The 24,899-nt window shown below is 65.6% G+C and carries 17 protein-coding genes and 2 pseudogenes; 8 read left to right on the top strand and 11 right to left on the bottom strand.

Annotated elements, in window-relative coordinates; translation table 11 throughout:
* A pseudogene (locus G3I65_RS52205) lies at positions 1–572 on the bottom strand (hypothetical protein); the annotation flags it as partial.
* Between the two features lie 717 nt (positions 573–1,289).
* A pseudogene (locus tag G3I65_RS52200) lies at positions 1,290–1,841 on the bottom strand (hypothetical protein); the annotation flags it as partial.
* Positions 1,842–2,252: 411 nt separating this feature from the next.
* Here G3I65_RS52200 and G3I65_RS52195 point away from each other — a divergent pair.
* The gene (locus G3I65_RS52195) at positions 2,253–3,029 is read left to right on the top strand and encodes a choice-of-anchor P family protein (protein WP_160703505.1); all 777 of its coding nucleotides are present in this window, start codon (positions 2,253–2,255) and stop codon (positions 3,027–3,029) included.
* A 210-nt stretch (positions 3,030–3,239) separates the two neighbouring features.
* On the opposite strand, the gene G3I65_RS52190 is transcribed toward G3I65_RS52195, so the two are convergent.
* The 9 genes from G3I65_RS52190 to G3I65_RS52150 form a co-directional block, all read right to left on the bottom strand.
* Complete coding sequence (locus G3I65_RS52190; RefSeq protein WP_160703503.1) at positions 3,240–4,955, bottom strand: TIGR03767 family metallophosphoesterase; 1,716 nt, start codon at positions 4,953–4,955, stop codon at positions 3,240–3,242.
* Positions 4,956–5,217: 262 nt separating this feature from the next.
* On the bottom strand, positions 5,218–6,636 hold the full coding sequence (locus tag G3I65_RS52185) for a glycosyltransferase 87 family protein (protein WP_309236089.1): 1,419 nt from the start codon (positions 6,634–6,636) through the stop codon (positions 5,218–5,220).
* 698 nt (positions 6,637–7,334) lie between these two features.
* The gene (locus tag G3I65_RS52180; RefSeq protein WP_160703501.1) at positions 7,335–8,045 is read right to left on the bottom strand and encodes a class I SAM-dependent methyltransferase; all 711 of its coding nucleotides are present in this window, start codon (positions 8,043–8,045) and stop codon (positions 7,335–7,337) included.
* A 314-nt stretch (positions 8,046–8,359) separates the two neighbouring features.
* On the bottom strand, positions 8,360–8,845 hold the full coding sequence (locus G3I65_RS52175) for a hypothetical protein (protein WP_203612743.1): 486 nt from the start codon (positions 8,843–8,845) through the stop codon (positions 8,360–8,362).
* Between the two features lie 215 nt (positions 8,846–9,060).
* Positions 9,061–9,852, bottom strand: coding sequence for a hypothetical protein (locus tag G3I65_RS52170; protein WP_160703499.1), 792 nt, complete (start codon positions 9,850–9,852; stop codon positions 9,061–9,063).
* A 238-nt stretch (positions 9,853–10,090) separates the two neighbouring features.
* Positions 10,091–10,369: a DUF3040 domain-containing protein gene (locus G3I65_RS52165; protein WP_160703497.1), complete on the bottom strand. Its 279-nt coding sequence runs from the start codon at positions 10,367–10,369 to the stop codon at positions 10,091–10,093.
* A gap of 204 nt (positions 10,370–10,573) precedes the next feature.
* Positions 10,574–10,798, bottom strand: coding sequence for a hypothetical protein (locus tag G3I65_RS52160; protein ID WP_160703495.1), 225 nt, complete (start codon positions 10,796–10,798; stop codon positions 10,574–10,576).
* Between the two features lie 1,608 nt (positions 10,799–12,406).
* Positions 12,407–13,954 carry a hypothetical protein gene (locus G3I65_RS52155; protein ID WP_160703493.1) on the bottom strand — a complete coding sequence of 516 codons (1,548 nt, stop codon included), beginning with the start codon at positions 13,952–13,954 and terminating at the stop codon, positions 12,407–12,409.
* 15 nt (positions 13,955–13,969) lie between these two features.
* Complete coding sequence (locus tag G3I65_RS52150) at positions 13,970–14,893, bottom strand: decaprenyl-phosphate phosphoribosyltransferase (RefSeq protein ID WP_160703491.1); 924 nt, start codon at positions 14,891–14,893, stop codon at positions 13,970–13,972.
* A 1,086-nt stretch (positions 14,894–15,979) separates the two neighbouring features.
* Here G3I65_RS52150 and G3I65_RS52145 point away from each other — a divergent pair.
* The 7 genes from G3I65_RS52145 to G3I65_RS52115 all read left to right on the top strand — a co-directional run.
* Positions 15,980–17,602: a glycosyltransferase family 4 protein gene (locus tag G3I65_RS52145; RefSeq protein ID WP_166641665.1), complete on the top strand. Its 1,623-nt coding sequence runs from the start codon at positions 15,980–15,982 to the stop codon at positions 17,600–17,602.
* Positions 17,590–18,498 carry a glycosyltransferase family 2 protein gene (locus G3I65_RS52140; protein WP_309236088.1) on the top strand — a complete coding sequence of 303 codons (909 nt, stop codon included), beginning with the start codon at positions 17,590–17,592 and terminating at the stop codon, positions 18,496–18,498. The genes G3I65_RS52145 and G3I65_RS52140 overlap by 13 nt, the downstream gene beginning before the upstream one ends.
* Positions 18,499–18,601: 103 nt before the next feature.
* Positions 18,602–19,453: a class I SAM-dependent methyltransferase gene (locus G3I65_RS52135; RefSeq protein ID WP_160703489.1), complete on the top strand. Its 852-nt coding sequence runs from the start codon at positions 18,602–18,604 to the stop codon at positions 19,451–19,453.
* Positions 19,454–19,574: 121 nt separating this feature from the next.
* A complete protein-coding gene (locus G3I65_RS52130; protein ID WP_239071975.1) occupies positions 19,575–21,134 on the top strand; it encodes a hypothetical protein in 1,560 nt (519 codons plus the stop codon).
* Between the two features lie 55 nt (positions 21,135–21,189).
* Entirely contained in the window at positions 21,190–22,881 is a 1,692-nt protein-coding gene (locus G3I65_RS52125) for a hypothetical protein (RefSeq protein WP_160703487.1), read from the top strand.
* A 100-nt stretch (positions 22,882–22,981) separates the two neighbouring features.
* The gene (locus G3I65_RS52120; protein WP_309236087.1) at positions 22,982–24,388 is read left to right on the top strand and encodes an acyltransferase; all 1,407 of its coding nucleotides are present in this window, start codon (positions 22,982–22,984) and stop codon (positions 24,386–24,388) included.
* 62 nt (positions 24,389–24,450) lie between these two features.
* On the top strand, positions 24,451–24,899 hold a 449-nt coding region (locus G3I65_RS52115; RefSeq protein ID WP_160703483.1), incomplete at its 3' end, for an ABC transporter ATP-binding protein.

The following is a 24,899-nucleotide window of genomic DNA, read 5'->3' as shown; positions in this document are numbered from 1 at the left end:
CCACCTCCGCCGCTGCTGGCGAAGCCGCCGCCGGCGCCGCCGGTGCCGCCGGTGCCGTTGTTGCCGCCGGCGCCGCCTAAGGAGCCAGCGGCGGCGGTGCCGGACGGTGTGGTTGAAGCGTTCCCCCCGGCCTCGCCGCTGCTAAGGGCGCTACCGCCGCCACCGCCGCCGGCGGCCACGAGCAGGTTGCCCGTGGACGCTGGTGCGGTGTAGACGAACGATCCGCCGCCACCGCCGGCTTGGCCATCGGGGGTCTTGCCGCCGACGAGAACGGTGAGCGTGGCGTCCGCCTTCACCGGGACGTGCTTGACCGTCATGACTGCGCCCAGGCCGCCGGCTCTACCGGCAGCGGCGCTGCCGGTAGAGCCGGTAGAGCCGGTAGAGCCGGTAGAGCCGGTAGAGCCGGTAGAGCCGGTAGAGCCGGCAGCGCCGGCAGCGCCGGCGACGGTCATGTCGATCTGGGTGACGCCGGCCGGGACGTGGAAGTACTGCAGTTTGCCGATGGAGTCGAAGCGCTGCGTCGTGGACGTGCATCCGGCCTGCGCGGCGTGGGCCGTCGGCGCGGCGAGCACGCCGGCTCCGCCGAGTGCGACAGCGGCGACGGCAGCGAGTCCGGTCGCCGGTGTCGCGAAACGGCAGCGAAGAAAATCACCGGGGGGGTGTCATGGTCGGGACAGTACCCACTCGCCACGGCCTGCCCGACTGCAATCCGAGACCATAGACTATTCGGGCAATCATATGTTCCCTGTGAGGTACTGCGCATTGACGGCGGGGGCAGAAAGCCGGGTCGACCTGGCCGTCGACCTCGGATATCGCGACGGTGGCGTCCTTTGCGGAAGAGCGCGTGCGGGGCGACGGAATCGGTTCCATACGGGAGCCAGGGCCAGGCCTCGACGGTGACCCCGGAGACCGGCGAGGACGAGCGGCGCTGCGGATCGCGCCGCCGGGTCGCCTGATTCCACTCCACGCCGACCGCACGTAACTGCCGCCACCAGCGCAGCAGCGCGAAGGCGTAGCTGCGTACCGACCGCAGGCTGGTATCCCCGGCCACGAAGTCAGTCAGGTAGCGGCGGATCGGCTCCACCGGTACGTCGTCGTCGACCACGAGCCACGGCGCCGGGCCGTCGGCCGGCACCCACCCGACCCCACCGGGGCAGCTGGGTGGCAGCGATGTCCCGGTCCATGTCATCGAACAACTCACACCACCTTCTTGATCAAGGTGGGTGAGGTCTACCGATCAACATCAACCACGTGCGCCAGCTGCCTCGGCGTGTCGCCCGTGGTCCGGTCAATAGGTCGTCGGGCCGGGTCAGCGCGGCGAGCATGGCGATCAGCCCGGCGCCGACGGCGACCTGGGTGCTGAGCAGCCGGCCGCCCTGGACCGCGCGCAGGATCAGCACCGCGAGCGCGGCGACGGTCAGCGCGTAGAAGGAGTTCTCCAGCCCGGAGAAGCACCAGATCACGAACGACGGGATCGCGGCGAGCACGGCCCCGGTCAGGAAGGTGACCAGCGCCGGGCGGCGGGTGAGCGTCTTGGCGCCGAAGTAGAACAGGACGAGGACGCCCAGGCAGCACGCCAGCGCGAGCGCCTTCGGGAAGAGGATCTGGTCGTTGATCCCGAACAGCGTCCCGTGGTCGAACAGGCCGACGAGCTTGCCGAGCGCGAGCAGCACCATCCACGTCGGGTTGGAGTACCCCTCGACCGGCGAGGCGCCGGGCTGCAGCACCGGCCCGAAGCCGTCGGCGACGTTGCGCGAGTAGGCGAAGGTGATGGCGGCGAGCTCGGCCCGCCAGGTGCTCGTCCCGACCGTTTCCGACGCCGTCTCGGCAGCCCGCCACATCTCGGTCGAAGTCGAAGCATGCCCAGCGGCATGCCCATCCGGACCACTCTCTGCTGCTTCGATAACTGTGCATATTGGACATTTACTGATCAGTCGGCCGGAACGGGTTGCCAGTGGGCCCGGTGTTAGCGAAGGTAATAACTGTTGCCCCGCGAGGCAAGGGTCGCTGCCTCAAACTTTATCTGACGATTGATTTGATGCGGCCGGTGGTCATTTAACGACGAGAGTGCCGATGTGGATCACTCGAATGAGTGAACAACTATCGATAAAACACACCCGCGGTAGCAGTCTCACGTCTGAAGTCTTGCCGCTTCGGGAGTAGTGCTTTACGATCGGGTTCGCCTAATGTTGCTGACTGTGGCGTTGGTTGCCTGAGTGACTGATTCTGGATCATTTTCGAAGGGAAATTTCATGCGTGTTTCATTGTTGCGCTCCGCCGGCGTGGTGGGGCTGGCCACGGTAGGGGTGTTCGCAGCCGTGGTCCCGGCCCAGGCCGATGCTCCCGGTGCTGGTTCGGCCTACGGCGCCTCGCTCTCGATAATCGCCCCGGACGGCAGCACTGTGGTCGTCGCGCCCACCGGCAAGTTGGCGCCGTCCAGCACTGCCGGTCCGACCAGCGCCTCGGCTGCGGACATCGACGCGACGCAGGGGCGGGGCGAGGTTTACGTTCAGGTCGCCGGGATCGCGAGTGGTTCGGCCCGTGATTCGAACACAGGCAATGTCACCGAGACTGGCAAGGTCGGCTCCGTGGCGCTCTTGACGGACTCCGGCGGCGAGATGTCCGAGTTTGTGCTGGTGGGTGCGGATTCCATGCAGGCTACCTGCGCAACGACCGCCGCCGGCGGTATTACCGGTTCGTCCACCTTCACCAATACGGTTGGGGGCCTTGGTGAGGCTCTTACAGACACGGCGCATGCCAACACTCGAATCGACCTTCCGTCCTCGGTTGTGAAGGGGACGGCGGTTGTCAACGAGCAGATCATGAACAGTGATGGCAGTTTGACCGTGAACGCGCTGCACATCACGCTCACGGGCGGCGACCTCGGCACGGGCGAGATCATCCTCGGGTCGGCCACCTGCGGCAAATTCCAGCCTCTTGCGTCAGCTCCGGCTCCTGCACCTTCTGCTCCACTGCGTACACTGACCGAGTTCCTGAGTCGGCTGCTGAATACCCTGCCCCGGCTTTGACGGCGAGCACGAGGCGCCGTGTGGTCGAGGGGACCGCTGACCTGTGGATATTTGCGAGAGCACTCGGGGACCAGTCCGGCGATGGCCGGCGAGGCGCTCGAACGGTTCGCCGACCCTGCGTGGCCGGCGGGTCAGGCGGGGCCGACCGCGCCGGTCCCGCCGTGCAACTGCCGCCGAGCGTGCCGTCCCACGCGATGACCTCGCAGGGCGTCAACCGAGCGGGTTGGCGACCAGCAGCTCGGTGTTGCGGTCTCCGGCCACCCCGACGAAGCTGAGCTGTGCGTGGATGTCGTTGTAGGCGAACTCGCGGTACATCGACGCGATCGCTTCCGGCGTCTTCGCGGAGTAGTCCACCGAGTACGGCGCGTCCGCTTCGATCAGCGTCGTGAACAACGAGAGCGTCCCGTCGTGGTTGTCGGCCAGCTCGATCACCCGCGCGTGTTGCGGGAAGTCGATGTGGCTGGCGGTGTTGATCTCCCAGAAGCTCCGCGTCGGGGTCTTGCCGACGTGCGGCGTGATCTTGTTGTAGTGGGTGTGCCCGTTCACCCAGGCCACCACGTTCGGGAAGCGTTTCAGCAGTCCGACGAACCTGTCGCCCTTGAGCCGCAGGTCCAGCAGGCGGCGGGCGTCCGGCAGCAGGTTGCCCATCGTGTCGCTGGTGTGGTGGCTGAACACGATGAACAGCTCGTCGGTGACGAACTGGGTGACCTCGCGGCCGAAGAAGTCGAAGTACGTGGAGCTGCTCCGCTTGAGTGTTGCCTCGACCCAGTTGAACTGCTCGAGCCCGATCGCCCCGTCGGCGAACCCGCCCTGGGTGGTGGTGTCGAGGCTGATGCCGGTGACACCGGGCGCGATGCGGAAGGTGTAGTAGAGGGTCCTGCCGTCGGAGTTGGCGTCGGTGAAGCCGTGCCCGACCGGGCCGGGGCCGGTGTTCTTCGGGTCGAGAAGCGCTGTGGCGAACTCGGCGGTGCTGAACGGGCGGCGCAAGGGGTCCGGCGTGACTTCGCGGACGATCCCGCCGCTGAACAGCTCTCCGAGCGGGACGGTTTTGCCGTTCTTGATGGCGGTGCCGAGTTTGTGGGCGACGCTGTCGGGCTTGCCGATGACCTTGTGCTTGCCGGTGTACCAGCCTTCGATGCCGGGGATGCCCTCCGGCAGGGTGCCGACGACGCTGTCTTCGTGGTTGCCGAAGGTGCAGTACCAGGGCAGGTTCAGGCCGGGGGCGGTGAACGGTGCGATGGCGGCGTCGAGCAGGCCGGGGATCTGGGGGAAGCCCTTCTTGGTGTAGTCGTCGGTGAGCTGCGTGCCGGGGTTCCAGAATGTCGGGCTGCCGGACGCCTGGACTCCCTCGTAGCGGGCCGGGTCGCCGGTGGTGGGCGTGATCTCGCCGCCGTTGAGGGTGGTGAGGAACCAGTCGAGCTCGATCAGCTCGTGGTTGTCGGTGTTGTCGCCGGTGGAGATGACGAAGTCGAACTGGCGGCCGGTGAACGGGCCGGCCCGGAGGCTGTTGACCCGATCGACCAGCGCGCTGGTGGCAACGGTGCCGAGGGCTTCCTGCGGGCGGTAGGCGGTGGCCTTGTAGGGGTGCAGGTACTCGAACCGGGCTGGTGACTCGGTGTCCGCGATGTGCAGGTCGGTGAACTGGACGAAGGCGCCGAGGGCGGTACGGCGCTCGTCCCGGCTGGGCTTCGCGTCGGTGAGCTCTGACCTGACGACGAGCGGCCAACCGGGGCCGGCGGAGAGGCGGGAGTAGCCGGTCGCGCTGCCGGATGCCGCCTGGTCCAGTGTGGTGCCGGTGGTCCGGACCGCTCGGTTCGCGGTCTGCCGCAAGGCGCGGTCCAGTGCGTTGGCGGTGGGGGTGCAGAGCAGGAGGCCGGCAGCCGCGGCTCCTGCGGTGACGAACGCCCGCCTGGTCAGTTCTGCCATGGTCTCCAAATTCCCGGGTTGGTGGTGCTGCTCGCTCGTTCCCGAACGGTCGTGTCCGGAGGCGAACTCAGCTCAAGCGGAATGCGAGGTTTACTCGCATTTGTACCAAATGGGAGATTGGCATGACGGTGCGGGGGTAGATACCGCCGATCGTGGGATGTTGATCACTTGGTCGTTTGATCGGGTGAGGCTGCTGGGTGGTGCTCGAAAGTCGGCAGGGTGCTCGCCTGACGCGCGGTCCTGGCAATCGGCCCCTTCGCGGCTACACGCTGTGGAGCGCTGGTGGCGCAGCCGGGATCTCCTCGAACGCCGGCTTCGAACTGAGGAAGGCAACGAACAGGCCGACCAGCAGCGCGGCCCGGCCCCACACTCCGATCATGACCGCTTGGGCCGCGAACCCCTCGTAAATGCCGGAGTACCGGCCGTCCACCTGCGAGTTGAACCAACGGAAAATCCCGATCCCGATTGCCGCGTCAGCCACGTAGTAGGCCACGACCCAGCCGAGCCGGATACGCATCAGTACGAACATCGGCACCAGCCAGATCGTGTACTGCGGCGAATGCACCTTGTGCAAGAGTAGAAAACCGCAGAGCATCGAGGCGGAAACGCCGATCCACGGATACGTGCCCTCGTGCCGGTATCGACGCCAGCCGATGGCGCATGCGAGCACGAACGACAGCAGGACAGCGATCGGCGACAACGTGCCGATCAGGTGCTGAACTTCAGGGCGATCGGTGTCCGGGCGAAATGCCCAGTACCAGATCGAGTTCGTCGAGATGTCCGCATTGCGCTGACCTTGGAAAATGAATGATGCGCGCCAGCCGTCGAAACCGAGAATCGCGAAGGGCAGGTTTACCAAGGCTACCGTGCCAAGCGCGGCGAGTGCCACCTGCGCCGCGCCTCGTGCGTCGTACCGCCTTCCTGGTGCAAGTCCGCGGCGCTCCTGACCGCCCGTGAACACGTAGAACATCAGCGGTAGCACGAAGATCCCCGGGTACAGCTTCAGTGCGCAGCCCAGTCCGAGCAGCACCGAACTGGCGACAGCCCGTTGCCGGAACGGTCGACTGGCCTCGTCCTTGCCCCAGCCGCGGTGCAGCACGTACACCGCGGCGACCGCCGCGGCGGCAGCGGGGAGATCCCAGTTGTGGAACGCGTAGAGAATCAGTGGCGGGCCGAATGCCCATAACAGTGCGCGCCAGCCGGTCAATCTGCCAAGTAGCCAGCCTGTGAGTAATCCGAACGGTGCGAGCAGTATCGCTGAATACATCAGGTACTGTGCATCGTTCGATGCAAAAGTGGCGCCAAGCCAGACCAGTACACCGGTGAGCACTGGGTATTCAATGGCTCCGCCGGTCAGGTTTCCGCTCTCGTCCAGTGAGCCGGAAATGTAGGGAAATGTGTGCTTGTCGATATCTCGTGCGACCCACAGGCTCTGAATATCGGAATAGCACCAGTCGCGGAACGGGCGTTGACTGTCTGTCTGAGTGCGACCCTGGGAATCGAATGACGGACCGGTGCATCGGTCCTTGTTGAGGAATCCCAGCGTCAGGGTCAGCGCACACAACGCGGTCAGTGCCGCCAGTGCGGCAGCGGTCAGCTTCGACCCGGCCGTGGGTCGCGCCGGCTGAGCTGCGAAGTCCATTTTCGCCACCTCTGCTCGTTCCTCGCGAGCACCGGTCATCAGCTGAGCACCTCACGTAGATCGGGGGCACCTTCGGTCTGCCCGTTTGCTGGGCTTCCCGCTGGCGGCGTACTGGCCACCCCGGTCAGCGCCCTGCGCGGGCAGGTGTCCAGGCGGACGTGTGCGCCGACCCCGTCGTACAGCCGTGCCGGCATGTCGAACCGGGGTGCCGTCGGTCTTGCTCCAGACACTGATTCTCCCCGTCGCTCGCCGTTGATCACCGGTATCGGCTATCTCGCACGCGTCCAGATGAGAAACGGTCCTAGCGTCTCGATCTTCGCGCTCACGGCCACCGCCGTTGCGGCGCGCCATGGCTCAGACTTCGCTGCCCGTCAGCAGCACGCCTGGTCATCATTGAAGGACTGTCCCTCTCGTACCCGCACGCAACAACCATGAGCCGAGAAGGAAGTCCCGGCGCCTGGCGTTGACGAAGTTGTTGCGGCGGAGAGTAGACAGGCCAGGGGAACGTCGGCAACTGCGGTTCCGAGCGCCAAGTGACAAACACCCGTGTCCACAAAGGAATTCCCCGTGGGCTGACTCGGCCGGGTGAGTGATGTTTGGCCAGGTGACCGGTATTGCCGCTCAACCGGTTCTGTCAGCGTCCGGACTGATATGACGTAGTGAGCGTGCCGAAATTGCCCGTCAGTGCACGCTGGACGGGCGGTAATCGTGCCTTTCTGGACTGACCCAATTCCGGCCTAACGGACGTTTCCGTCAAGGACGTTGCCCTTGTGGAGGCCGGGAAGGCGGAGATCGGCGCGATAGGGCCGGGTGATGGCCCGGATTTCCGCGGCGAGCTTCTGCTGCACCTGCGGGAAGAAGCGCGTGTTGCGGATGACGGCCGGGCGCGACGGAACCCACTTGGGCAGCCGGGCGTCGCGGCGGAACACCGAGATGCAGTCGGTGTAGTGCTTGCCGTCCCACGGCAGGAGCTCTTGGACCACGGTACGCAGCCCAGCGGTGGCGCAGAACTGCTGCAGTTTCGCCGCCGACATCGTCTGCGCCCGCCAGTGCTCGTTCTCGAAGCCCAGCCCGCCGGTCTGCGGATCACGGCAGCCGTCGAGGTTGGAGTGGTGGAAGAACCCGTAGCCGCCGGGCCGCAACTTCCGGCCCAGCTGGCGGATGTAGGCCGCCATGGTGTCGGCCTCGACGTGCACCAGCGAGTCCCAGCTGAACGCGAAGTCCACGCTGCAATCGTCGATCATGTCCAGTGACGTTCCGTCGTTCACGTGGTAGCCGATGTGGTCGTAGGCGGCGAACCGCTCCCGGCAGGCGGCGATGCAGTCCTCGGTCAGGTCGACGATGCTCAGCCGTTCACTAGCGGGCGCGAGATACTGCGTGATGCGGCCGTGGCCGGGTGCGATCTCCAGAGTGTGCTCGGCGGGCAGGAACGCCGCGATGCGCGGCATGATCGTCCAGTTTCACAGCGGTTCGGTGCCGCCGTAGCCGATTGACCATTCGTCCCCCTTTTCCGTCCAGTGGTAGCTGGTCCAGTAGTCGCGATTCTCGTCGATGCTGGGCATGGTGCGATTCTCCGTGTCCGATCGATGCGGGGTTTCCTGGACAGCGAGCCGCAGGAAAATCCCAGTTTGCGGATCTTGCAATGAAGTTCGGGCGCCAGTCTCTCATGTCCCGGGTGCGCGGCGGCGGCCACGGTTCGCTGTGCGCTCGTAGCCCGATGCGGAATCCGTATTGGATCAGGGCCTGTGCCGCCGACAGCTTGTCAGCGACTGCCCGCTCCGGGCGCCAGCCGGCTGGCGGGGTGGCGGGTACTTGGTGGAGTGACAGTCGTCGCGCGCAGGAAAACGGCGAGGCGAATACGGAGACCACGCAGGGTCCACAAGGCGATGGGAAGTTGACGGGTCGGGCGGTACCCGGCCGATCCGTCCGGTTCGCCGCACGGGCCGGTGAGATAGACGAAACCGTCGTCAGGGTCTTGCCGCGCAACACCCCAAGGTTGATCTTGCCACGCACCGGCTTGTTGACGGCTGGCGATCCAGTATCGAGGTGTCTTCATGGTCTCGGCGACGGCGGCCAGCAACCCCTGACCATCCACGTCACTGACTCCCATGCCTCGCCCCGGCCAGATTCGCGGCAGCACACCCGCAGCCGAACCCTCGAGCCAAGGAGCGCAGCTGAACAGAGCATGGTCTCCCTCGACTGAAACCGACCAACGCTGCATAGCCGGCGTCGCCGGGATTTCGAACACTGGAATCACCACCTGGAAGGAACGGGAGATTGAGATTATTCGAATCCTGTGTGAACGGCATCCTCCTTTTGGGTTACGGATACGTGGCGAGGCGCACATGATGTTGATCTAGTCGATCACTTGATCGATACACGATACAGTGATTGCAGGCCGGGGCGCGGGTCGCCGGGTGGATCAAGAACCGCGAGGGCCGGCGTTTCTGACCCACGTGGCCATCAGCGAAGCGGTGCCGATGGGCGCTGGTGGGGAATGGCGCGTTGGAGGATCTCGCCGCACACCGCATCGGAGATATGGTCGGCGAGGCGGGGGCTCGGGGCCGGCAAGAGCCTCGCCGGTGGCGTCGCGGTGACCAGAGCGTGCACGCACGCGCGGAAGGCCTCGTGCGTAAACCTCATGCCGGGGAACCGGCCGACGGCTCGCAGGAGTCCGGGTACAGCCGTCATCAGGTAGCGCATGTCGCCGGCGGGGGCGAGCACGACTGGGCCGCCACGATCTGCCGCGGGCGATCGTCGGACGCCGACGCGCATGTCGACGATGACGTCCGCGTAGCTCGACACGTCCGCATCGGGGCACGGCGGGAAGCAGACGACGTCGATGTCGAGGGCAAGCAACAGGGGTGGTAACAGGGGAATCGTCTCGCCGCCGACGATCACGATCCGGCTGTTTCGCGGAGAACGCCCCCTTCGGCGTAGGCCGGTCATCAGCGCGGCGGTCAGGGCGACCGCTCTGGCCTCCTGTCCGGTGAGGACCGCCAGCCGGCTGCTGGGGTGTCGCGCGATGCTTTCACGGCGCGGTGTGACGTGCGGCAGGAACACCACGGAACGGGGCGGAAGCTCACGCAAGGCCATTCTCGCTCGGTGATCGTCCGTGCAGGGCAGAACCACCAATCGGGTCGGCAAGCCCGCGGCACTGATCACGGCTTCATGGCGACGCAACAACGGCATCAGCGCGCTGCGCGGCGCGGCGAGCGCGCTCCCGTCACTGGCCACGACGATCGGAGCCGGCACCCGCGGGCTCACCGGGATCCGCGGACCATTCTGTCGTCGAGCAGGCCGCGGATGCCAACAGCGTGCTTGCCGGTGAGTCCGAGAAGGCTCGGTAGCCGGTCACGTTGCCACTGGACCTCGTCGTCCGGTCCTACCTGGTTGAACTCGCTCATTGGTGTACGTCCTTCCCGCCGCGAGGGGACGCCAGCTGAGGTTCACATCATGTGCGCAGCTGCAAACCATCGCAACTTTGAACGGATCACACGGAGGATCCCCCACGGTGCCGGAGGAACCAGCCGAGGGCGGGCCCGGATACCGTGACGATCGCGCCGATGATGGCGACGCCGGGTATCGCGAGTTGGAGACCGGCGACAGTGAACAGAACACCGACGATGAGCGGCCCGAGTGTGGCCATGATGACGATCCCGCAGGAGACTCGCTGGAACACGGCGAGTCGCTGGGCCAAGTGCGGGCTCTCCTCGGCGAGATAGTGTTCGATTTCGTCGAGCTGTCGTTGCTCGTAGTCACGGAGCGCCATGGGGACCACCTGAATCCGCTTCTGACCCAGTGGCTGAGCTACGTCGAATCTACGCCGCAGATCGGTTGGTGTCCCGTTTGGACCGACTGTCTCGAGGTTCGAGGTCGTCTCGCCGGGGCAAGGCGAAGATCGATTTGATTGGCTACCTGGAGACTGACGTCGGCTCGCGCCTGGATCGCGTCCCGGCTCCAGGAAGGGGGTAGGTCACCAGGTAGGCAAGCGATTCGGTGTCGCGCTTGATGGGCGGCATCCGGACGGCGTCGGTTCTTGGAAGTCGGCGAAGGTGCGGTAGCGGGGCGCGGCTGTGACGTCGGCGGTGACGAACGAGCGGTACCCCTCGCGGGTGATCCAGGCGAAGTCGGTGTAGTTCGCGGCAATCTGAGTCGAATACCGCGACATTGCCTTGCCCAGGGTCGCCGTGAAGCACACCGTCTGGTCCGCGGACGGGGAAGTTGCGGCAACGCGCGCGAAGTTGGACGAGATGGGTGGGCGAACGGGCCGGGTTCTCCCACGTGCAGCTTCGACCAACGTGGTTGAGGAAGCTGTCAAGGGCTTCGCGTCGGATGTTCAAGCCACCCTTCAGGAGTTGCTCCGACAAATTGGCGGAACAACGCTGGGAGCGGTTCGTCGTCCAGCAGATGACGACTGGCGAGGCCGAGGCCCTGTCTCGTGAGCCGGCTTTCGCCCTGCGCAGACGCTTGCCCAGGCCGGCGCGATCGTGGCTGGGCACTCCATCCGAGCCAGGCGGGTTGTCGCGACAATCCGCGGGTTCGTGACGCGGCTGGTCGGCCGATTATGGGAGCACGCAGCCCGACTGGCCCGGCCGTCGGTGCCCCGCGTCTGGCCGGCTCGCCATCGCCGTCGTCGGGGTTGGTACCGCCGCAGCCACCGGTATTGATGCCGGGGACGATCGAGGTGACGCTGCGACTGGCCGGGGCGGCGCACTGTAACCGTACTATGACGAGCCCTACGGCTTGATCATCGGATCGGCAAGAAGCTGTCGTTGACCACACGGGAGCTGGCTGCTGCTCCCGCCGATTGCGCGTGTCTGGCCACGGCCTGACCCGGATCGACCGGAGCCACGACGGTCAGTGTGAGGGGATCGCGTTCGTTCGCGGCTGCCGATCGCACGGGGTGACCAGGCGCCGGCGGGGCGTGGCGCGCGGGAAGGTCTCGGCGCGACATCCGACCAGGTGACTTTCGCTGGGCTGTTGCGACTGCCGCCAGTGGAGATTCCCATTCCTGGAACGTCCTCGGACACGCATTCCGAAGAAAGAGTCACCGTCGAGTTTGCGCATTCTGATGGTGATTCCGTGATGTGGAGTGCGTAGAGCGTCGAAACGGCCCGGACGCGGGTTTCCGCGTCCGGGCCGTTTCGACTGGATCAGATGAGCCAGCCGATGAGGTGCGCCAGGTCTGCCAGAGCGCCGGTGATGATGTCGGTCATGGAATCACTCCTCAATGTCTTAATTGCTATTTCCCTGGAGTTGCTCTCGCGAGAGTGGAGTCAGGTTTTCATCGTGCTGACCGGTTGTCAACGAGCTGATTTCCGTGGATCCTGCCGACCTGGAATCTTCCCACTCTAGGCATATAATCCATTCGTGTTTGACTTGGGCTAACCTGTTTGAGTGTCAACCACCACGGGTAACGGGGTCGCCCATCGTGACTGTCGGTGATTTTGACCTTGATCCGGCATTCCGGTGGATGGGTAACTCGATCCGGTGATCACCGATCACGAAGAGTGAATTTGTGGCTGTCACTCTTTCGGCCGAAGGAAGAGGTGTCGGGCGCTTTGATCGCGCACGGCGTCCCCTTGCCGGACGGCGCGGTGAGCCCGGTCGTGACGCCCGTAGCGCACTTCCGCGAGGACTACCTGGCGCACGTGCGGGCCGGGCGTACCCGTTCGATCCGCGGCGCAATACCCTTGTTCGCCGGACGGGAGCTGGGATGACGCCCGGCCAGGCAGCGGCGACATTGTGGACTCGGTGCCGCTGGGTCATGACGGCGCTGCGGCACCTGCTGGTGTGGCCGGCCCGCTCAGCCAGCCGGTACCAGGGACAGGTAGTGCCAGTGGCCGGGCGGGTCCATCCACGGCGAATTGACTTGCCACGTGCCTAGCGCGCCCGAGGGCGGTTCGGTCGTGTAGACGAGGGCCAGCGTGGCGACCAGCGGTCGATGTGAGCGGTCGAGGTAGTGGAAGTTCCACCCCATCACCTTGCGGTTCAGCGGCTGCATCGCGTCGAGCCATCGCGAGACCTTCTGCACGATGTAGCCCTGGTCGGAGAACGGGTCGACTACGGTGCAGTCGCAGAAGTATGCGATCGCGCCGATCTCAGCTGCCGTGGACACGACCTGGTCGCCGGCCAACCTGCCGACAGCGGTGCCGATCTCTTCGTACTGCCTTGATGTGGCCCAGTTTGTGGTGATCTGCGCGGCCTGTCGGGGTAAGCCGTCGGCCGAGAAGTCCACAGCGGACACCACGACCAGCGCAGCGGTCAGTACGCCGCCGGCGAGTCCCGGCATCCGCGCGGCGAGGGTGCTCTCGGAGGTGCGGGCAATGGCGCCTATCACGACCGCAACGAAGGCCGAGCAACAGATGATGCTGGTGCCGTAGTACCAGTGGTAGGGCGGCACGCCGAGGATCGAGTACGCGAGGTAGTGCAGCCCGCCAGCCAACGGCAGCGCGAAGAACCGATCGAGCCGCCGCAATGGCTCGGCGTGCCGGACGAGCCGCAACACCAGCCAGCACACCGCGAGGAGCGCGCCGATGGCGGCAGGCAAGTAGGACAGGAGTGCGGCCGTCGGGAACGCGTCGTGGTAGAGCACCGGCCCGGTGTCGAACTTGTGACCTGCCCACGCACCCTGATTCACCTTGAGCAGCAGGGTGTCCGGCAGCGCCGAACCCAAAGCCGTCCAGCTCCACAGGTACCACGGCACGGTGACCACGAGCAGGCCGATCAGACTGAGCCACCACCTGCGCCATGGCTTCGGCCTGGCCAGAAATACGACGACCACGATGATCAGCAGGTCCGGTCGGGTTAGCGCGAGCATCCCGGCGATCACGCCGAACCACAGTGGCCGCCGCGCCAAGCTGGCCGCGAACAGCAGCGCGACCAGCCCGCCGCCTAGTGAGATCTCCAGGCCGATCGATGAGATCAGCAGTGGGTTCAGAGCCGTGAAGAGCACGGTGAGCAGGCCGATCCACCCCGGCAGGCCGGTACTACGGGCGGCCCGGCGTAGTCCGTACTCCATGGCCACGGCAGACAGTACGTACACCACACCCAGCGCCAGAACGGGAGCTCTGGTGACCGAGGTGAGCAGGCCGAGCAGCAACTCGTTCAGCGGCGAGGTCGCCGTGTTCGCCGTGAGCGTCGGCACCAGTCCCCAGTGCAGGTGGAAGGCCAGGTTCCTGGCGTACGCCAGGGTGATGTAGGCGTCGTCGATCAGGGCCTTGCGAGAGAGCAGGAAGACCGCGGCGGCGAGCACGGCGACAGCCAGCGTCGGCAGCCACGACCGCGCGACTGTCGCCCGGGCACGTTCCCGCGGGCGTTCTGGAGAAGTCTTGACTATTGTTTGCGTGGTCAACGGGATTCTCCTTCGTCAGAAGTAGAAGGCCAGAGCCAGCGTGGTGATCCAGGCAACGCCGAGAACTTGGAGCAGCCGGTCGTGAAGGACGATCTCTTCGGGGCTGCCCGCTTTGCCGCCGTCGACGTCGATGGCATAACGGAGTAGCGCGATGACGAAGGGAACGATCGAAATCTCGGACCATGTCGTGCCGAACTGTTCGCGCAACTGGAAGGCCCATTGGCAGTAGGTGGCGATCACGACGGCCACCGCGGTGGCCCACACGAACCGCAGGTAGCTGGCCGAGTACTTGCGCAGTGACGACCGGATTTCGGCACCGGTCTGGTTGAACAGACGGATCTCGGCGTAGCGCTTGCCGGAAACCATGAACAGGGAGCCGAACGCAGTTGTAAGCAGGAACCACTGGGACAGCGGGATGTTCGCGGCCACGCCGCCCGAGATGGAGCGCAGCAGGAAGCCGGACGCGACGATGCAGAGGTCGATCACGGGTTCGTGCTTGAGTCCGAAACAGTAGCCGAGTTGGACCCCTTCGTACACTGCGATCACGACGACCAACTGCCAGTTCTGCGCCGCGGCGACTCCCAGCGCGGCGAGCAGCAGCACGATGCCGACGCCGAAGGCGACCGGGACGGGAATGAGGCCGGCGGCGATCGGCCGGTTGCGCTTGGCCGGGTGTGCCCGATCGGCGTCCACGTCTTTTGCGTCGTTGACGAAGTAGATCGCGGAGGCGGCGAGGCAGAAGACGACGAAGGCGATCAGCGCAGACCGCAGGACAGTCAGGTCTCCGATCCGGCCGGCCGTGAACGGCGCGGCGAAGACAAGAACGTTCTTGAGCCATTGCTTTGGTCGCGCAGTTCGTAAAACGCCACCAATCGTCGCTGCCGCGGTAGGTCGCAGGCGGTGTTCTTGTGCGGGCGCGATCGGTTCAACCTTGGTCATATCGTCTCCGGTTGTAGGTGCATGACCCTGTGCCGCAGGAACTTCAGGGCGAGTCGGCCCACGACGGCGTCCCATGCGGACCCGGCCGACACGGAAGTGGTGTTGGGCTGTCTGGTCGGGCAACGGTAAGGCATGGTCGCCATCCAGAGATGTCCGGGGCTGGTGCCTGTATCCGGTTGGTTGCCAGTTGTGGTGCGCACGGTATTGGGTTATGTGCTCAACCGGTGATGTGTGAGTAAACAGCAGGTTAAGCTCTCAAGGTCGGTCGCCGCATGGATTCTGTGGCCCGTCGGTAAGTCTTGAAGGGCAAATCTAAGTTCCCGTCCGGACATCCTGGCGGGCAGTTCCGATGCACTCGCCGGGAGTCGCCGCGCTTGCCGTTGGCGGGTTGTCATCCGGGTCGGCGCTGGTGCTGCGCTGATGGCGGGCCTATTGGCGTGGATTCGGCTCGGCTGAGCTTGGCATGATTCCTCCTTTATGGACAGTCGAAATTCAGCTGTCGGGGCTCAAACTTCGGGTTGCCGGTGCTGCCGTGGAGACCTAAGCTCCGCGCCAACAATTCCGTCGGTGCCAAGTGTCGGCTCGTCATGCCTGACTCGGGGTTGGCAGCGGGAAACAACGAGAGGGTTAGTGCTTCATGGAGTCGAGGCATGCCGTTGACGGGTGGGGTCTTGTTCACCTGTACCGTCGAGGACGGGCACGAGCCGGGCGGATCCGAGAGGCCGCGGTGGTCGCGAACATGCTCTTGCTGGCCGTCGCATCGCTGGTGCTTGCTGCTGATGGCATTGGCTGCGACGTTTGCGGTCATCGAGCGTGCAGGCATGTGGGTCGCAGTCGGTAGCAGGGGTGAGGTTGCCTTGTGTCCGAACATCGGCTGGACGAACTGGCCGGGCACGGCGTCGGAACCTGCCTGCGGTGTTGATGATTCGTTGACGTCGAATGCCGCCGGTGTCGGTCTTGCGCTTCCAGTGGTGCAGGGCGTCGAGCCCGCGGATAGGTTGGGTGCATGCTGTCGTCTTCGTGATTTTACGCAACGTTCATGATTTGTCGATGCTTGCTGAAGTAAATCAGGTTGATGAGGCGAATATGAAAACCGAATTACTGGCCGAGGCGTTCGAGGTGATCGACGACCGCGGCGTCGGTCTCGTCGGGGGCGGCGCCCTCGACGAACGGGAACGCCGCCTGGTCATCGGCGCGGCGAACTACCACGCCTTGGTTCGGCGCGGTGCGGTGCTCCGCCTGACCGTCGTCCGGGCCCGGTACGGAGGCTACCCCTCACTCACCGACGAGCGCTGTCTGAACATCGGCTGGGCCGAGGATCGCGAGCCGGTCGGTTCGGTGGTCGTGCGGAGCCTGGTCACTCCCGAGGCCGGGGCTCCGGATCCGGGCAGGACGCAGGACCTCGTCATCGACGTAGGCGGCAAGCCCGCGACGCAGAACGGGTACCGCCAGCTCACCGGCCCGATCGGCAGGGCCAAGAAGCTGCTCCGGTCACGTGTCCCGTTCCAGTACGACCACCTGCGTCAACTGCGGACCGACGTCGTCGAACGGCGCAAAGGCGCCCATCAGTTGCCGCGGCACGTGACTGCGGGTGGCAACACGAACTACCGCCGCCAGGTCAGCACCGCCCGGCCCGCCATCCTGTTCGGCCTGCACTGGCTGGAGCTCGGCGGTGCGGAGCGCTGGGCGCTGGACTGCGTCCAGCTGGCCAAGGAACTGGGGTTCGTCTCGATCGTGGTCACCGACCGGGAGTCGAACCACCCGTGGATCACCCGGCCCGAGTTCGAAGACACGGTCGTCGTCCCGCTGACCCATCCGATCCGGCTGGGTACCGAATCCGCGCTGTTCGGCGGGTTGTTCTCGGCGTTCGACATCCGCGGCGTCCATGTCCACCACAACTCCTGGCTCTACGACCGGCTGCCATGGGTGAAGTCGGTCTGGCCGGACGTCCCGGTGGTTGACTCACAGCACATCCTCGAGTGGCGGACCGGCGGTTTCGTGGACCACGCCGTGCGGATGTCGGCGCTGATCGACACGCACCACGTGATCTCCCCGCAGCTGCGCGACTACCTCGTGCACCAGCAGGGTGTCGCGGCGGGCAAGGTTGTCCTCGCCACGCTCGCGGGTGCCACGACGGCCGGGATCACCCCCGACGCTGAGAAGACCGGGCCGTTCACCGTGACCTACATCGGCCGCTTCCACCAGCAAAAGCGCCCGCAGGTGTTCCTCAAGCTCGCCGCCGAGCTCAAGAAGTCTTCGCCGGTCCCGGCGCGGTTCATCGTGCACGGCGCGGGTGAGCTGGAGGACGAGATCCACGAGCTGCGCGACCGGCTGCGACTGGCCGACGTGCTCGAGGTCCGCGGACCGGGTCACCCGGTCAAAGCGACGCTGGCCGAATCCGACGTGCTGGTCGTTTCCTCGGAGAACGAGGGCCTGACCCTGACCACCTTCGAGGCCACCGCGGCCAGGATCCCCGTCGTCTCGGCCGATGTGGGCTCGCAGGCTTCGGTTGTCGCCGAAGAGCTGCTGTGCCCGCGGCACCCGTACGCCTTCGTCCGGCAGGCGGCCGAGCAGATCCGGACGATGATGTCCTCGCCGGAGCAGCACAAACGCTGGCTCGAAGAGCAGGCTGCGAAGAATGAGGCCTTCGCGAAATTGCCACGGGCCGAGGCCTGGGCCCGAGAGCTATATCAGGAGTGGAAAAAGTGAACAAGGTCGCAGCGGTCGTCGTTACCTACAACCGCAAGGACAAGCTCGGCAAGGTGCTCGAAAGCATCCTTGCCCAGAGTTGCGCCCCCGAGTGGGTGGTCGTCGTCGACAACGCGTCGACTGACGGCACCGACGAGCTCCTCGCGTCGTACGAGACCGACCGGCGGATCACCGTGCTGCGCCTGCCTGAGAACACGGGCGGCGCCGGCGGCTTCTCGGCTGGCATGACCAAGGCGTACGAGATGGGCGCCGACTTCCTCTGGATCATGGACGACGACTGCTACCCGCGGCCCGACGCACTCGAGGAGCTGGTCAACGGGCTCGACAAGGCCGAACAGACTCTCGGCCAGCAGCTGCCCTTCGCCTGCTCGGTAGTGAAGTGGACGGACGGTGGGATCTGCGAGATGAACAACCCCGGCACGACCTGGGACTGGGGCCGGCTGCTCTCGCTCGGGCAGCAGGCGGTGCTCGTCAACCACTGCTCCTTCGTGTCCGTGCTGGTTCCGCGGCGGACGGTTACCCGGTTCGGGCTGCCGCTGACCGACTATTTCATCTGGTTCGACGACATGGAGTACACCCTGCGCGTTTCCCAAGCCGGGCCCGGACTCCAGGTGCTGACCAGCGTCGTTGTACACGACCTTCCCGTGAATCAGGGGGTCAACTTCGGCCTGGTCACGAACCAGAACGTGTGGAAGTACGAGTACGGTGCCCGCAACGAGTTTTCGTACCGGCTGCACCACGAGAGCGCGTTCGCGGCCGCCGGGTTCGCCGGCCGTGTGCTCCGCGGTATGGCGCAAGGGCACGTTTCCCCGTCGTTGCGTCTGCGTGTCGTGAAGAGTCTCGTGCGCGGCGTGAAATTCAACCCGAAGCCGCGGTTTCCGCACTCGGTGCTCTGAAACCCTTGTGGCGTATCGGAATTCGGCGGAAGCACGAAGAGTCCGGTCTCTGGATCTTGCGGACCGCTTCCCCTCGATGAGGGTCTGAGAAGGGACATTTTCCATGCACGACGTCATTCGCCGGAGTCTGCGTGCCGATCGGCTCCGTAGATCTTTGCGTGACAAGGTTTCGCGGGCCATCGACGAAGCGGTGTACCGGCATTTCGCCGAGCAGTCTGCCAAGCTGGACGCGTTGAGCCGCGACGTCGCCGAATTGCGGCGGCAGCTACCCGCCGAGACGAGTGGCCAGGCCCAACGGGTGATCGAGCACCTCGCCGACGTCGAGCACCGCGCGCGGCGCGACTTGATGTTCGCCGGCGAGGCCGAGGCGGCGCACCAAAGCGCCTTGTTCGTCCGCGACCACATGAAGGCCGCCCGCGCGTTTCCCTCGCCGCACAGCACGCTGGAGCACGCGTTGACGCTCGCTCCCGAGGGCGGCCTGGCGCTCGAGTTCGGGGTGTACTCCGGAACCACGCTGAAGATCATCGCGAACGCCCGCGGCGGCGAGTCGGTATACGGGTTCGACTCGTTCGCTGGGCTGCCCGAGACTTGGCGCTCGGGCTATCCCGCTGGAACCTTCGGCGTGGAGACCCTGCCCGAGGTGCCGGGAGCCGACCTGGTCGTCGGTTGGTTCGACGACGTGCTCCCCGGCTTCCTCCAGGCGCACTCCGGGCCGGTGGACTTCCTGCACGTGGACTGCGACCTCTACTCCTCGGCGAAGACCGTCCTCGGACTCGTCGGGCCGCGGCTGCGTCCGGGGTCGATCGTGGTGTTCGACGAGTACTTCAACTATTCCGGCTGGCAGGAGCACGAGCACCGGGCGTGGGTGGAGCATGTCGAGGAGACCGGGCTGCGGTTCGAGTACCAGGCTTACACGATCGATCACGAGCAGGTTGTCGCGCAGGTGGTGGGCTGACGGCCTTCCAAGACCTCGTTGGTGGCCGAATGATCGGCAGCCACGGAATTCCCGATGTATGCGAGCTGGCGTGCCGTTCGAAACCGGAGCTGTCGCCGAGCTTGAGAGAGGAACCCGGTAAATGAACGCGGCGATATCCGAATTGGGTCGGGGGCACGTCAGGTCGAGCGAACTTTCCCGATCCGCGAGGGAGAACCGGATCTCCGGATTTACGATCGCCTGGCTGCTGTTGGTCGCCGTTGTCTCGACGGGCATGTTCTGTGTCGTCAAGGACGGCCTGATCGACGACACCTACATCACGTTGGCAAGCGCGCGTAACCTCGCACTGCACGGACACTGGGGCATGATCCCCCAGGAGACTGCCAACTCGGCAACGTCGCCGCTGAACGTGCTGCTCCTCGCGGCCGCCACGGCCGTCTTGCGGATCGCCGGTGGTGAGCACACTGTAGTTGCGCTGGGTGTGCTGTTCGTCGGCTGCATGGTCGTCATCGCATGGGGCTGGTTGCGGCTGTCTCGTGCGCTGCACCTGGCCACGTGGGTCTCGGGCCTCGGCACGCTGGTCGTTCTGGTCAACCCGTTCGTGCTGTCGGCCACCGGGCTGGAAGTGCACTTGATAGCCGCCGTGCTGGTCATGCTGGGCGCGATGGCGGCCGAGGGGCGGCCGGTTATGTACGGTGTCGTCAGCGGCATCGCCTTGGTGACCCGGCTCGACCTGGTTATCTTCGTGTTGCTGATCGCGCTTGCGACGCCGGCGATCCGCCGTCGGCTGGGCTGGGTGTTGGTGGCGCTTGGGGTCGTCGGCCTGCCGTGGTATGTGTTCAGCTGGCTGGTTATCGGATCGGCCATTCCCGACACGTTCGTGATCAAGACCCTCCAACATTCGTTCGCAGGCGTCACTTACGTCGACGGCCCCAACTTCTACCTCTACAACCGACGACACTTCTGGCCGACCCTATGGTCGTTCCTGCCGGCCGCGTTCGGCGCGATCGCACTACTTGCATGGTTTTGGGTCCGCCGCCCGACGCGTCTATGGCCACTGGCCGCACTCGGTCTCGGTGGCGGCGTCTACTACGTGGCGTACTCAGTCATGGGTGTGCCGCCCTACCAGTGGTACTTCGTCGCCCCGATCGTGGCGCTGAGCATGTTCGCCGTCGGCGCGCTGGGCGCACTCGGACGTGTCGCTAGTGGCCGTCCGAACCTGGCCCGCCGTTGGCTTACCGGTAGTGGTGTCGTGCTGATGGTCGCGGTGATCGCTGGCGCAGGCACCATCGATGTCCGGCATGGCATTCCGTGGCGGACCACGCCGGTCTTCGGAAACTGGGCCACACCGGCGGACTACGCGGCGGTCGGCCTCGCGCTGCATCAACGGATCGGCGACGCGACCGTCGAGGCGCCCGCGGAGATCGGCACGCTCGCCTATTACTGCGATTGCGCGATCGTCGACCCATTCTCTGACGGTGGACGTACCAGCGAGCTGATCGAGAAGCGTATTGACCAGGCCGGCCCGTTCAGCAGGTTTATCCTGCGCATGAACTACCTGTGGTTGGTTCGCGGACGGCTGCCGCGTCCTGCCCAGTACAAGCTGACATGGCTAGAGGGTCCTGGTTCCGGTCCGGACGTCTGGCAGGTCTGGTCACCGGCTACCGGCATCGGCCATCTCGTCCTCACATCTTTGCCTTGATCGCTGGGGAGTTCGTTGTGAGGACGCTCATCAAGACCGAAAGGCATCTGAGTTCATGACGGAAAAAGTCGCGTGCCACCCCGTCCCCGCCGACGACCCGGTAGCACCACACGTGTCGAGCCCAGCGACGTCCCGTACGGGTCGGATCCGCGCTTGGGCTACCCAGGACTTCCCGTGGGCGCTGCTGCTGGCCGTCGCCGCGGTGTCGGCCGCCGTCTTCGTCGTCGTCCGCGAAAGCGTGATCGATGACGCCTTCACGACGCTGGCATACGTCCGCAATTTCGTCGAACACTTCCATTGGGGGTTGATCTCGGCGGAGACGGCGAACACCGACACGTCGCCACTCAACGTTCTGCTGTTGTCGGCCGGTGCCACTGTGACCCGCGTGGCTGGCGGCGACGCACACCCGGTCGCCGGGCTTGGTCTGGTGTTCGTCGGCTGCATCGTCGTGATCGCATGGGGTCTTTGGCGGATCGCCCGCGTACTGGGCCTGCCGGCCGCGGCGACGGCGCTGGTCGGCAGCGGACTGGTGCTGTTCAACCCGCTGCTGCTGTCGTCGACAGGGCTGGAAGTACATCTGATGGCGGCGCTGATCGTCCTGCTGCTGATGGCCGCGATCGAGGCGCGGCCGCTGCTGTTCGGTGTGCTGGCCGGCTTGGCCCTGCTCGCCCGGCTCGACCTGGTCCTCTTCGTGGTGGTGCTGGCGTTGGCCGCGCGACCGATTCGCCGCGCATTGTTGCGCGTCGTGCCGGTGACGGTACTCGTCGCGCTGCCGTGGTTCCTTTTCAGCTGGTTCGCGCTCGGCTCGGCCATTCCGGATACGTTCGTCATCAAGTCGCTGGAGCACGACTTGCTCCCGGGCGTCTATACCTACGCCCCAGGCCCGTTCCAATACGCCGAGCGATTCGGGTGGCCAGTCACCTCCGTCTCGTTCGCCCCCGCAGCCATCGGTCTTGGGGTGCTCGCGCTGTGGCTGGTTTGGCGGATGGTGGACCGCCGCGCCGCCGCGGCGAGGTTCGGCCTGGTCGCGGCGGTCGGCGTCAGCGGCGTTATCTACTACATCGCGTACTCGGTGATGTACATGCCGTCGTACCACTGGTACTACGGCGCGCCGATCGTCGCACTTTCAGTGGTGCTCACCATGGGGATCGGGTATGGACTGTCCGCGGCCAAGCCGCGCGGCGCGAAACGGGCGCTGCTTCTGGTGCCGACCGTGGCTGTGGCCGCGTCCGCTGTCATCGGCAGCGCGGGTTTCGACGCTGACCACGGTGTTCCTTGGGGTACGCCGCCGATATACACCAACTGGGCAACCCCGGCGGACTATGCCCGCGTCGGCAAGGAAGTCGGGGAACTCGTCGGCAGCAACACCGTCGAGGCCCCGCCGGAGATCGGTGCGTTGGCATACTTCTGCGAATGCGCGATCGTGGACCGGTTCTCCGATCCGGGCCGGGTGCTTCCGCTGATCAACTACAAGATCGCCGAGTCCGGCGCGGTCGGCTCTACGCTGCTGCGGTGGAACTACCTCTGGCTGGACTGGAATCGCCAGCCGCGGCCAGTCGACTATCGGCTGGTGTACACCAAGACGCCCCAGCCTGGCCCGCCCACCTGGAAGGTCTGGTCGCCTCCGATGGGAGAAGGCTTTCTGCAGCTCCTTCTTGCGCCGGACGGCAGGGCAGGCTCATGCGCGACCGCGTTCCAAGGGGCCTGGGCGTGTCCGCCTGTTCAGCCCGGTGCGGCCGGCTGGTGAGAGTCATCATGGAGCGCGTCACCGGGCTGCGGATCCAGTGTCGGGGTTGCGGCGAGGTTGTGGATCGAGTTCGGCCTCGGCACGTCGAGTTGACAAATAGATGTGTCCGCGACAGCTTCCGTCGTCCATTTCCGCGCCGGGCCTGGCGCCGGACCGATGTGAGAGGTTCAGTCTTTCGATGACAAACAAACGTGCTGTTTCTGGGCAGTGGGCGCCGACGGCGCAAGGCAGTGGTGCACAGGGACGAAGCCGGCGAGCTGCGGCAGCAAAACCGGGCGAGATCCTTCCATTGACCGGAATCCGCATTTTTGCGGCCATGGCGGTCGTGTTCTTCCACATGCGCGGGAATCTGAAGGACGAGTTTCCTTCTGTGCTGCGCTGGGTCAGCCCGGTTCTCGACCACGGTGACCTGGCCGTGGACCTGTTCTTCTCGCTGAGCGGTTTCTTGCTGGCCTGGAACTACGTGGCCCGCATCGGGGATCACCTCCCCGCGAAAGAGACCGCGAGGTACTTGTGGAGCAGGCTGGCGCGGGTCTGGCCGGTCTACTTCATCACCCTCACCATCGCGATGCTGTGGCACGGTTTCACTGTGTTGCACGGTCCGGATCCGGTGGCCCCCAAGGACTTCACGCCGCTGAGCTACCTGCGACAGCTGTTCATGGTGGTCATGTGGACCGAGCCCGACAACAACCGGGTGACTTGGGATGGCCCGGCCTGGTCGGTCAGCTGCGAATGGCTGGCGTACCTGCTGTTCCCGCTGCTTGCTCTGCTGTTGTTCCGGCTGGCCGCCGTCCTGCGGGTACGGCATCTGATCATGTACACGCTGCTACTGCTGGGCCCGGTCGTCGTGCTGGCCTGCGCGAGCAAGAACCTGTACATTCCGTACCTGTGGGTCCTGCGGCTGCTCGGCGCGTTCGTCGGAGGCGGCGTTGCCGCGATGATCGTCCGGCGGATTCCGAGGACGGCGCGTAACGGGTGGTGGGCGAGCCGCGCGACCGAGGCGGTCCTGATCGCAATCGTTGCGTATCTGTATCTGATCAAACTGGTGGATCGACCGCAGTACTACCCAGTCGTGCTGTTCCTGTTCGTGCCGCTGATCGCCGCGTCGGCGATGGCCACCGGCGGTGTTGCGCGGGTGCTGTCTTCGCGGGCGATCGTTCGTGGTGGGCACATCTCGTACAGCGTGTACCTCGTCCACATGCTGCTGATCGAGCCGATCTGGTGGGCGCAGAACGTATGGCCGAAGACGTTCGCGCCACACACGCTGCTGGTCGAAGGGCTCTTTCTCAGCGTACCGGTGGTCGCATTGGCGCTGTCGTACCTGATGTGGAGGTTCGTGGAGGAGCCCGCGAGGCGGGCGATGACCGCGATGGTGAAGCGTCGCCGGCCACCCGTGAGCCATGGTACCGACGGGGCGGCAACGAACGGCAACGGGTCAGCGGGCAGAGGGGTGCAGGGTGACGGTTCGCTCGGAAAGCGGCCCGTCGCGCCGGGTTCGGTCCGATGAACACGATTCGGGGCGTCGCGATGCGCAACTACCGTGCCCGCGTCTCCTACTGGGTGTGACACATGGTCTCCATTGACGTTCAGAACGCCTTCGTCGACTTCCCGATCTTCGACGCCAAGACCCGCTCGATGAAGAAGAAGGTCCTCGGCAAGGTCGGCGGCAAGATCGGCACCGACACCAAGGTGCCGATCATCGAAGCGCTGCACGACGTGACGCTTTCGCTGCGCGAAGGCGACCGGGTCGGCCTGGTCGGCCACAACGGCGCGGGCAAGTCCACGCTGCTGCGGCTGCTCGCCGGGATCTACGAGCCGACGCGCGGTTCCTCTCGGATCGAGGGCAAGATCGCCCCGGTCTTCGACCTCGGCGTCGGCATGGACCCCGAGATCTCCGGCGAGGAGAACATCATCATCCGCGGCCTCTTCCTCGGGATGACGGCCAAGGAGATGGAGAAGCGCGTCGACGACATCGCGGAGTTCACCGAGCTCGGCGACTACCTCCAGATGCCGCTGCG

It is taken from the genome of Amycolatopsis sp. SID8362 (assembly GCF_010550475.1).
Lineage (GTDB): Bacteria > Actinomycetota > Actinomycetes > Mycobacteriales > Pseudonocardiaceae > Amycolatopsis > Amycolatopsis eburnea.
This window is presented reverse-complemented; position numbering and strand designations above follow the sequence as displayed.